Raw genomic sequence first — 10,687 nt, 5'->3', positions numbered from 1 at the left:
GCGACGCCTCACGGCCAGCGCAGCAAGACGAGTTCGGAGCAGAAGCCGGGTCCCATCGCAATCATCAGCCCGGGGCTGTCGCTGGGCGCCTTCTTGGCGATGGTGTCGCGCAGCACGTGCAGGACCGACGCCGACGACAGGTTGCCGATCTCGCCCAGCGACCGCCACGTGAGCTCCAAGGCCTGCGGCGACAGGTCCAGGCTCGCGTTGATGGCTTCGATCACCTTCGGGCCGCCGGGGTGGCTGACCCACGCGCCGATGTCGGCGGTGGTCAGGCCGTGCGAGCCCAGGAACCCGGTGACATCGTCGTACAGGTACTGCTCCACGACGGCCGCGACGTCCTTCGACAGCACCAGCTCGAACCCGGCGGCGCCGACGTCGTAACCCATGGTCCGCAGTGAGTCGGGGTAGAGGTGGCTGCGCGAATCGACGATGCCCGGCCCGCGGGCGTCCACCTGCTCGGCGCGGCGGTCGCCGACGGCCACCACCGCTCCGGCGCCGTCGGCGAACAGGGCGCTGCCGACGAGCCCGGCCAGCGACGGCTGGTAGCCGGGGTAGGTGAGCGAGCACAGCTCGACCGAAACGAGGGCGGCGGCGCCGTCGGGAGTCCCACGCAGGTAGTCGTGCAGGCGCGCCACCCCGGCCGCCCCGGCCACGCAGCCCAGGCCGAACAGCGGGAGCCGGCGCACGTCGTCGCGCAGGCCCAGCCGGCCGGCGATCCGCGCGTCGACCGAGGGCACCGCCAGGCCGGTGACCGTCGTGGTGATCAGGACGTCCAGGTCCTGCGGCCGCAGCCCCGCCTCGTCGAGGGCGCCCGACAGCGCCTCACAACCGAGGTCCACGGCCTTGTCGACGAAGGTCCGGTTGGCCGCCCCGAAATCGGTCAGCATGGGGTACTGCTCCAGCGGGAGGACCAGGTGGCGGCTGTTGACCTTGGCGCTGGCGTGCAGCTGGCGGACGATGTCCTCGTAGTCCTCGAAGCCCGGAATGCTGAGGAAGAACTCGGTGAGCTCTCGCTGGGAGTAGCGGTGCGGCGGCACCGCACCGAAAACTCCGGCGACGACGCTCATGGGGCCCATCCTTGGTAACGACGATCCGGACCGAGAGGTTCAGCGCGGACACTCAAATCGCGTAGTCTAGTCCGCTCGCGGCCGCCCGGCACCGAGACCGTCGTCACGTCAGCCGGGCCCGGAGCGCTTCCCCCCTGGCCAGGACCCCCTCGAGCTGCTCGGCGACCCGGCGCGGCGCGGTGCCGCCCCGGGCGTCGCGCGACGACACCGATCCCTCGATGGTCAGCACCTCCCGCACGCGCGGCGTCAGCGCGGGGTCGATGGCGGCCAGCTCGTCGTCGGTCAGCTCGTCGAGCCCGACGCTGCGCCCCTCCGCGGCGCGCACGGCGGCGCCCGCGGCTTCGTGCGCGGAGCGGAACGGGACCCCCTGCCGCACGAGCCATTCGGCGATGTCGGTGGCCAGGGTGTAGCCGGCCGGCGCCAGGGCGGCCATCCGTTCGGCGTCGAACGTCAGGCTGGCCACCAGGCCCGCCATCGCCGGCAGCAGCAGCTCGAGCTGGGCCACCGAGTCGAACACCGGCTCCTTGTCCTCCTGCAGGTCGCGGTTGTAGGCCAACGGCTGGGCCTTCAGCGTGGCCAGCAGCCCGGCCAGGTTCCCGATCAGCCGGCCCGCCTTCCCACGGGCCAGCTCGGCGATGTCCGGATTCTTTTTCTGCGGCATGATCGAGCTGCCCGTCGACCACGAATCGTGCAGCCGGACGTAGCCGAATTCGGTCGAGCTCCACAGGATGATGTCCTCGGCCAGCCGGGACAGGTCGACGGCGATCATCGCGAAGATGAACGCGGCCTCCGCGGCGAAGTCGCGGGCGGCGGTCGCGTCGATGGAATTGTCCGCGGCCTCCGCGAAACCGAGCTTGGCGGCGATCGCGTCGGGGTCGAGGCCCAGCGACGAGCCGGCCAGCGCGCCTGAACCGTACGGCGAGATCGCAGCCCGCGCGTCGAAGTCCAGGATGCGATCGACGTCGCGCAGCAACGGGTGGGCGTGCGCGAGTAGGTGGTGAGCCAGCAGGATCGGCTGGGCCGACTGCAGGTGCGTCTTGCCGGGCATGATTGTGTCCGGGTGCGCGGCGGCCTGGCCGGCCAGCGCGCTGACGACGTCCAGCGCCCCGGCCGCGATCCGGCGCACGGCGTCGCGCAGCCACATCCGGAACAGCGTGGCGACCTGGTCGTTGCGGGACCGGCCCGCCCGCAGGCGCCCGCCCAGGTCTGCACCGACCCGGTCGATCAGCCCCCGCTCGAGCGCGGCGTGCACGTCCTCGTCGCTGGGCAGCGGACCGAAGCTGCCGTCGGCGACGTCGGCCGCGAGGCTGTCCAGCCCGGCGAGCAGGCCGTCGCGCTGGTCCTCGGTGAGGAGCCCGGCGTTAAACAGGATGACGGCGTGGGCCCGCGACGCGGTGATGTCGTAGGGCGCAAGCACCCAGTCGAAGTGGGTGGACTTGCTGAGCGCGGCCAGCGCGTCGGACGGGCCGTCAGCGAATCGCCCACCCCACAGCGACCCCTCGCGAGTGCTCACTTGGCCTTCACCCCGGCCTTCACCCCGGCGCTAGCGTGCGCAGTTGTACGCGGTATGCGGCGTGTCGCCGTACAGACACGCACGCTCGCGGGGGAACTACTGGGCGCGGTCACGTGGCGTGGTCCCGGCGGGCGGCGATCTTGGACGACAGACCGTGCACGTAGACGAAGCCCTTGGCCGCCGACTGGTCGAAGTTGTCGCCTTCGTCGTAGGTGGCCAGGTTGAAGTCGTACAGGGATTCGGCGCTGCGCCGGCCGTTGACGGCGATGTGGCCGCCGTGCAGCACCAGGCGGATCTCGCCGGACACGTGCTCCTGTGTGGTGGCGACGAAGCTCTCCAGCGCCACCTTCAGCGGCGAATACCAGAGCCCGTCGTACACCAGCTCGGCCCAGCGCTGGTCGGTGTGGCGCTTGAAGCGGCCCAGCTCCCGCTCGAGGGTGACGTGCTCGAGTTCGGTGTGCGCGGCGATGAGGACCATGGCGCCCGGCGCCTCGTAGATCTCGCGGCTCTTGATGCCGACCAGCCGGTCCTCAACGACGTCGAGGCGCCCGACGCCCTGCGCGCCGGCGCGCTGGTTGAGCTCCTCGATGGCCTGCAGCACGGACACCCGTCTGCCGTCGATGGACACCGGCACACCGCGCTCGAACCCGACGATCACCTCGTCGGGCGTGCTCCAGTTGACGGTGGGGTCCTCGGTGTAGGCGTAGATGTCCTTGGTGGGTGCGTTCCACAGGTGTTCCAGGAAACCGGTTTCCACCGCGCGGCCCCATACGTTCTGGTCGATCGAAAACGGCGAACGCTTGGTGACGTTGATGGGGATGCCATTCTCCTCGGCGAACGCGATCGCCTTCTCGCGGGTCCAGGCGTAGTCACGGACGGGCGCGAGCACCTCGAGATCCGGCGCCAGGGACGCGAATCCAACTTCGAACCGAACCTGGTCGTTGCCCTTGCCGGTGCAGCCGTGCGCGACGATGCCGCCGCCGTGCTCACGGGCCGCGGCGACCAGGTGCTTGGCTATCAGGGGCCGGCTGATCGCCGAGACCAGCGGGTAGCGGTCCATGTAGAGCGCGTTGTTCTGCACCGTGGGCAGGCAATAGCCCTCGGCGAATTCGTCGCGGGCGTCGACGACGACGGCCTCCACGGCGCCGCAGTCCAGGGCACGCTGGCGGACGACCTCCATGTCTTCACCGCCCTGGCCGAGGTCGATCGCCACGGCCACCACCTCGCGGCCGGTCTCTTTGCCGATCCAGCTGATCGCCACCGAGGTGTCCAGGCCACCGGAATACGCCAGGATGACGCGCTCTGACATGAACCAATCTCCTTCTTAGGTAAGGCTTTCGAGGGTGCGGGCCAGCTCTGCGCCCGTCATCGGGTCCCGGGCCGCGACGAAGACCGTGTCGTCACCGGCGATGGTGCCGACGACGTACGGTAGCGCCGCCCGGTCGATCGCGCTGGCCAAGTAGTTGGCGCCCCCCGGCGGGGTGCGCAGCACCGCGAGGTTCGCGCTCGCGTCGGCCGACACCAGCAGCTCGCCGAGCAGCCGGGACAACCGCGCCGTGCCCCCAGACACGCCCCGCACCGGGCTGCCGTCCTCGGGGACGACATAGACGCCGACGCCGCCGTCCGCGCCGCGCAGCTTTACCGCACCCAGTTCCTCCAGGTCGCGCGACAGCGTGGCCTGGGTGACGTCGATGCCCTCGTCGGCCAGCCGTGCCGCCAGTTCGCTTTGGCTGCTGATCGAGGCCGACGACAGGATCGCCACAATGCGGTCTTGCCGGCCAGCCCGCGTGACGTCGTGGGCGGGTTTCGAGCGGGTCATCAGCGCCGCTCCAGCAGCCACGCCAACAGTGCCTTCTGCGCGTGCAGCCGGTTCTCGGCCTCGTCCCAGACGGCGCTGGCCGGCCCGTCCATCACCTCGTCGGTGATCTCGTCATTGCGGTGGGCCGGGAGGCAATGCAGGACAACGGCTTCGGGGTCCGCCAGGTCCACCAGCCGCGCGTTGAGCTGATACGGCCGGAACGGTTCGACGCGATCCAGTCCGTCGTCCTCCTGCCCCATCGAGGTCCACGTGTCGGTGACCAGGACGTCGGCGCCGCGGGCTGCGGCGTCCGGGTCTGCGGTGACGGTGATCGAGGCACCGGTGGCCTCCGCGCGCCGCTCGGCCGCGGCCACCACCGCCGGGCCGGGCGCGAACCCGGCGGGCGCGGCCACGGTGACGTGGATGCCGGCGGTGACCCCGCCCAGCATCAGCGAGTGGGCCATGTTGTTGGCGCCGTCGCCGAGGTAGGACATCCGCAGTCCCTTCAGCGAGCCCTTGCGCTCGACCAGGGTCTGCAGGTCGGCCAGCACCTGGCACGGATGGAAGTCGTCGGAGAGCGCGTTGACCACCGGGATCGTCGCCACCTCGGCCATCGCCCGCAGCCGGTCGTGGCCGAATGTCCGCCACACGATGGCGTCGACGTAGCGGGACAGCACCCGCGCCGTATCCTCCAGGGTCTCATCGCGCCCCAGTTGGGTGCTGCGGGCGTCGACGACGACGGGATGCCCGCCGAGTTGCGCGATGCCGACTTCGAACGAGAACCGGGTGCGGGTCGAGTTCTTGTCGAACAGGACCGCGACACCGCGTGGCCCCTCCAGCGGGCGGGCGCTGAATGGGTCCTTCTTCAGTTCGGCGGCCAGTTGCAGGATCTCGGCTTGTTCGCCGGGCGACAGGTCGTCGTCGCGCAGGAAATGCCTAGGCATGTGCGGCCTTTTCGAGGATGGCGGGCAGGGCGTCGATGAAGCCGTCGAGCTGGGCCTCGGTGACGATGAGCGGGGGCGCCAACCGGATCACGTCGGGCGCGGCGGCGTTGATGAGGAACCCAGCGTCGCGCGCGGCCGCCTCGGACTCCTTGGCCCGCGGCGCGGTCAGCACCAGGCCCCAGAGCAGCCCGCGGCCGCGCACGTGGTCGATGAGCGGGTGGTCGAGCGCCTCGATGCCGTGGCGCACGAACTTGCCCAGTACCTCCGCGTGGCGCACCAGATCCTCCGACGCGATCGTCCGCACCACCGCGAGCGCCGCCGCGGTGCAGACCGGGTTGCCGCCGAAGGTGCTGCCGTGCAGCCCCGGCGTCAGCAGCTCGGCGGCCGGGCCGGTGGCCAGGCAGGCCCCGATCGGCAACCCGCCGCCGAGTCCCTTGGCCATGGTCACGACGTCCGGGGTGATGCCGTGGTGCTGGTGGGCGAAGAAGGCGCCGGTGCGGCCCATTCCGGTCTGCACCTCATCGATGACCAGCAGGGTCCCGTGCCGGGTCGTGATGTCGCGGGCGGCGGCCAGGTAGCCCTCGGGTGGGACGACGACGCCGCCCTCCCCCATGATCGGCTCGAGGAACACCGCGGCGGTGTCGTCGCCGACCGCGGCGGCCAACGCGTCGGGATCGCCGTAGGGGACGAAGGTGACGTCGCCCGGCAGCGGTTCGAACGGTGCCCGCTTGGCCTGCTGCCCGGTCAGCGCGAGCGATCCCATCGTCCGGCCATGGAACGCATTTTGCGCCGCAACGAGTTTGGCGCGTCCGGTGAGCCGGGTCAGCTTGAACGCCGCCTCGTTGGCCTCGGCGCCCGAGTTGCAGAAGAACACGCGCGTCGGGGCGTCGGCGGCGAGCAGGGCGACCAGCTCCTCGGCCAGGGCGATACCGGGCTCGCTGGCATAGAGATTCGAGGTGTGGCCCAGCGTCGCCAGCTGGTGCGTGACGGCCTCGAGGACCGCCGGGTGGCGGTGACCGAGCACGTTGACCGCGATGCCCCCGAGCAGGTCGAGGTAGCTCTTGCCGTCGACATCGGTGACCACGGCGCCCTCGCCGCTGGCCAGCGCGACCGGCGGGGTGCCGTAGTTGTTCATCATCACGGCTTCCCAACGCCGCTGGAGCGCTTCGGTGTTCGTGCTCACGCGCTCACCACCTTCGTCCCGGTTCCGGCGTGGGTGAAGAGCTCGACCAGTACGCAATGCTTGACCCGGCCGTCGATGACGTGCGCGCTGGGCACCCCGCCGTTGACCGCCCGCAGGCACGCTTCGACTTTCGGAATCATGCCCGCCTCCAGCGTGGGTAGCAGTTGCGACAGTGTGGCGGTGTCGATTTCGCTCACGAGCGAATCGGTATTGGGCCAGCTGGTGTACAGCCCTTCGACGTCGGTGAGCATCAGCAGCTTTTCGGCCCGCAGGGCTTCGGCCAGCGCCGCGGCCGCGGTGTCGGCGTTGATGTTGTAGACGACGCCCTCGGCGTCGGGCGCGAGGGTCGACACCACGGGGATGCGGCGCGCGGCGATCAGGTCGAGCACCGCCGCGGTGTTGACCAGTTCGACATCACCGACCAAGCCGATGTCGGTGGCCACCCCGTCGACGATGACGCTGCGCCGGACGGCGGTGAACAGCTGCGCGTCCTCGCCGGTGATGCCCACGGCGTAGGGCCCGTGGGCGTTGATCAGGTTCACCAATTCGCGGCCCACGTGGCCGAACAGCACCATCCGCGCGACGTCGAGCACCTCGGGCGTCGTGACCCGGAAGCCGCCCTTGAAGTCGCCCTCGATGCCGAGCCGGCGGAGCATGGCGGTGATCTGCGGTCCGCCGCCGTGTACGACGACGGGATGGATGCCGCAGTTCCGCAGGAACGCCATGTCGGCCGCGAAGGCGTGTTTGAGCGTCTCGTCGGTCATGGCGTTGCCACCGTATTTGATGACCACGATCTTGCCGTGCAGCTGCTTGAGCCAGGGCAGCGCCTCGGCCAGCACCTCGGCCTTGATCTGGGTCGGCAGGTCTTCGGTGGCGCGGGTCATGAGCTGTAGGCCGAGTTCTCTTCGACGTAGCCGTGCGACAGGTCGGTGGTCCGGATGGTGGCGGAGGCGTCGCCGACCCCCAGGTCGACGGTGATGTCGACGTCGGCTGCCGATAGGTCGACGTCGCGGGCGCCGGGCGCCCCGGCGCCGTCGATGCAGACCGGGAAGCCGTTGAACGACACGGCGATTCGATCGGGATCGAGCGTAACGGGCGCCATCCCAACAGCGGCGAGGACGCGCCCCCAGTTGGGGTCGGACCCGAAGACGGCCGTCTTGACCAGGCTATCGCGCGCGACCACCCGCGCGGCGGCCACCGCGTCGCCCTCTGAGGCGGCGCCCGCCACGGTGACGGCGACCCGCTTGGTGACGCCCTCGGCGTCGGATTGCAGCTGGGCGCATAGGTCGTCGCACACGCGCAACACGGCCTCGTCGAGGTCGGCCTGGTCCGGCGCGATCCCGCTGGCGCCGGACGATAGCAGCAGCACGGTGTCGTTGGTCGAGCAGGCGCCGTCGATGTCGAGCCGGTCGAAGGTGCGGGCGGCGGCGTGCCGCAACGCCCGGTCGAGGGCAACTGAGTCGGCGACCGCGTCGGTGGTCAGCACGCACAGCATGGTGGCCAGCGAGGGTGCAAGCATGCCCGCGCCCTTAGCCATCCCGCCGACGGTCCAGTCCCCGAAGTGGTGCAGCGCAACCTGTTTCGGCACGGTGTCGGTGGTCATGATCGCCTGCGCGGCTTCATCTCCCCCGCTCAGTCCGCCGGCCATGTCCTGAACGATCTGCCGCACCCCGGCGAGCACCTTGTCCATCGGCAACCGGTCCCCGATCAGGCCGGTGGAACAGACCGCGACTTCGATGGCCCCCGTTTCGGTGCCCCAGTCCGACAACGCCGCCGCGACGGCCTCCGCGGTGGCGTGGGTGTCCTGGAAGCCGCCGGGACCCGTGCAGGCATTGGCGCCCCCGGAATTGAGGACCACCGCGCGCAACTCGCCGGTGGTCAGCACCTGCTGCGTCCACAGCACCGGCGCGGCCTTGACCTTGTTCCGGGTGAACACGCCGGCGGCCGCGTAGTCGGGCCCTTCGTTGAAGACCAGAGACAAGTCGCGGGCCCCCGAGGCTTTGATGCCCGCGGCGATGCCCGCGGCCCGGAATCCCGCCGGGGCGGTGACGCCCTGTTCGCGCACCAGGCGCATGGCGCCGGCTACCTCCGTCATGGCGCCACCCCGACGACCGAAAGGCCCTCCGTCTCAGGCCAACCCAGCGCAAGGTTCATCGACTGGACGGCGGCGCCGCCGGTGCCCTTGACCAGGTTGTCGATCGCGGTGATCGCGACGAACGTCTCGGCCGCTTCGTCCACCGCGACCGCGACGTGTGCGGCGTTGCTGCCGATCACCGCGCCGGTGCGGGGCAGTTGCCCCTCGGGCAGCAGATGGATGAAGGGCTCGGCGCCGTAGGCCTTCTCATAGGCGGTGCGAAGCTGAGATTGCGGTGCCCGCGTGCGCGCGGTACAGGTTGCCAGGATGCCTCGCGAGGTGGGAATCAGGACCGGAGTGAACGACACCGTGACGTCCCTGTCGGTGACCATCTCGAGGCCCTGGGCGATCTCGGGGGTGTGCCGATGCGCCCCGGCGATGTTGTAGGCGCGGGCCGACCCGATGACCTCCGAGCCGAGCAGGTCGGTCTTGGCGGCGCGACCGGCTCCCGAGGTACCGCTGACGGCCACCACGGTGACGGCGGGCTCGATCAGGTCCTCGGCCATCGCGGGCCACAGGCCGAGCAGCGCCGCGGTCGGGTAACAGCCCGGCACCGCGATGCGGCGCGCGCCACGCAACCGCTCCCGGCCGGCGGGCAGCTCCGGAAGCCCGTAGGGCCAGCTACCGGCGTGCGGGGACCCGTAGTACCGCTCCCACGCGGCGGCGTCGGTAAGCCGGAAGTCGGCGCCGCAGTCGATGACCAGCGTCTCGTCGCCGAGCTGTTCGGCCAGGGCGGCCGAATGCCCGTGCGGCAGCGCCAGAAAAACGACGTCGTGGCCGGCGAGGACGGACAACTCCGTGGGCTCGACCACCCGCTGCGCCAGCGGCGTCAGGTGCGGATGATGCTCGGCCAGTGCGCTCCCGGCGCTCGCCGCCGCTGTCACCGCGCCGATGGTGATCCGGCCGTCGGCGTAGCGCGGATGCCCCAATAGCAGTCGCAGGATCTCTCCGCCCGCGTAGCCGCTCGCACCGGCGACCGCCACCCTTGTCTCGTCGGCCATTTCGACAATTCTGCATGCTTATGCAGAAGATTGCAAATCCATTCGAATGCGGCTGGTGCCGGCATGACAGCGCCCCGGAGCGCCGTGTCGGTCGGGGTCTCGCTTGGGGACGAGACCGCGACGACAGGGCTCCGGGGCGCTGGGGCCTACCCGCGGATCAGGCGGCTATACCGATGCCCAGGCTGGCGTTGATGGCGGCTTGGAGGGAGGCCCCCAGGTCCGTCAGCGCCACTTCCAGGGAGGCCGCCAGGCCACCAGTCGTCTGAGCCAGCCCGCCGACGGCGTCCTCGAGCCCGAGTGCGAGGGTCTCACCGGTCTGGAACAGACCCGGGAAGGCCACCCCGACGCTCGCCTCGAGGCCCGTGCCCAGGGCGTCAGCCACGGCCCGGGTGGTGTCCACCCAGATGGTGGCCAGCGTGCCACCGGTCTGCGCAAGACCACCCAGTCCGGCGCCGAGGCTCGCCCCGAGGGTCTCGCCGGCGCTGACGAGGCCGGCCAGGCCACCGGTGAGGCCGCCAGCCAGCGACCCAGTGGCGTTCAGCAGGCCGTTCAGGGCGCCGCCGAGGCTGGCGCTCAGTGCCGCGTTGATCGTCAGACCCAGGTTCGGGAGGGACAGAGTCGGCAGCGCGGCAAAGAAGTCGGCGGCCAGGTTCGCCCCGGTCTGGATCGCCGTGTTCAGGCCCGCCGTGATGTTGGCGGCCAGGTCGCCGAGACCGGTGACGAAGTTCCCGGCCAGCGTCGCGCCCGTCTGGATCAACCCGTTGAGGTTGGCACCCAGGTTCAGGCTGCCGCCCAGCATCGCGTTCAGCGACGCACTCAGCCCGTTGAGCGACGCACTCAGCGAGCCGCTGATCCCGTTGAGCGCGGCGCTGAGCTCAACACCCAGGCTGCCGAGGTCCGGGAACGCGAACGGCGGCAGCGTGATCGGCGGCAGACCCGGCAACGCCAAGTTCCCCGACAACAGCGCATTCAACGCCGCGTTGATGTCAGCACCAATATTCGGCAACGAAATCGGCGGCAACGCCGGGAACGTGAACGGCGGCA

At 70.7% G+C, this 10,687-nt stretch carries 10 protein-coding genes; all 10 read right to left on the bottom strand.

What is annotated here, in order from left to right:
- Window positions 1-8: 8 nt before the first annotated feature.
- Complete coding sequence (locus SKC42_RS22555; protein WP_330966477.1) at window positions 9-1,070, bottom strand: type III polyketide synthase; 1,062 nt, start codon at window positions 1,068-1,070, stop codon at window positions 9-11.
- Window positions 1,071-1,173: 103 nt separating this feature from the next.
- Window positions 1,174-2,583, bottom strand: coding sequence for an argininosuccinate lyase (gene argH, locus SKC42_RS22550; RefSeq protein ID WP_330966476.1), 1,410 nt, complete (start codon window positions 2,581-2,583; stop codon window positions 1,174-1,176).
- A 109-nt stretch (window positions 2,584-2,692) separates the two neighbouring features.
- A complete protein-coding gene (locus SKC42_RS22545) occupies window positions 2,693-3,892 on the bottom strand; it encodes an argininosuccinate synthase (protein WP_330966475.1) in 1,200 nt (399 codons plus the stop codon).
- Between the two features lie 15 nt (window positions 3,893-3,907).
- The gene (locus tag SKC42_RS22540) at window positions 3,908-4,402 is read right to left on the bottom strand and encodes an arginine repressor (protein ID WP_330966538.1); all 495 of its coding nucleotides are present in this window, start codon (window positions 4,400-4,402) and stop codon (window positions 3,908-3,910) included.
- On the bottom strand, window positions 4,402-5,325 hold the full coding sequence (gene argF / locus SKC42_RS22535) for an ornithine carbamoyltransferase (protein ID WP_330966474.1): 924 nt from the start codon (window positions 5,323-5,325) through the stop codon (window positions 4,402-4,404). The genes SKC42_RS22540 and argF overlap by 1 nt, the downstream gene beginning before the upstream one ends.
- Window positions 5,318-6,508, bottom strand: a complete 1,191-nt coding sequence (locus SKC42_RS22530; protein ID WP_330966473.1) for an acetylornithine transaminase — start codon at window positions 6,506-6,508, stop codon at window positions 5,318-5,320. Before SKC42_RS22530 ends, argF begins: the two co-directional genes overlap by 8 nt.
- Window positions 6,505-7,392, bottom strand: a complete 888-nt coding sequence (gene argB, locus SKC42_RS22525; protein ID WP_330966472.1) for an acetylglutamate kinase — start codon at window positions 7,390-7,392, stop codon at window positions 6,505-6,507. The genes SKC42_RS22530 and argB overlap by 4 nt, the downstream gene beginning before the upstream one ends.
- Window positions 7,389-8,603, bottom strand: a complete 1,215-nt coding sequence (argJ, locus tag SKC42_RS22520; protein ID WP_330966471.1) for a bifunctional glutamate N-acetyltransferase/amino-acid acetyltransferase ArgJ — start codon at window positions 8,601-8,603, stop codon at window positions 7,389-7,391. Before argJ ends, argB begins: the two co-directional genes overlap by 4 nt.
- Entirely contained in the window at window positions 8,600-9,643 is a 1,044-nt protein-coding gene (argC, locus tag SKC42_RS22515; protein ID WP_330966470.1) for an N-acetyl-gamma-glutamyl-phosphate reductase, read from the bottom strand. The genes argJ and argC overlap by 4 nt, the downstream gene beginning before the upstream one ends.
- A gap of 157 nt (window positions 9,644-9,800) precedes the next feature.
- Window positions 9,801-10,687, bottom strand: an 887-nt coding sequence (locus SKC42_RS22510; protein WP_330966469.1) for a hypothetical protein, incomplete at its 5' end; no start/stop codon positions are given.

It is taken from the genome of Mycobacterium sp. 050134 (genome assembly GCF_036409085.1).
GTDB lineage: Bacteria > Actinomycetota > Actinomycetes > Mycobacteriales > Mycobacteriaceae > Mycobacterium.
This window is presented reverse-complemented; position numbering and strand designations above follow the sequence as displayed.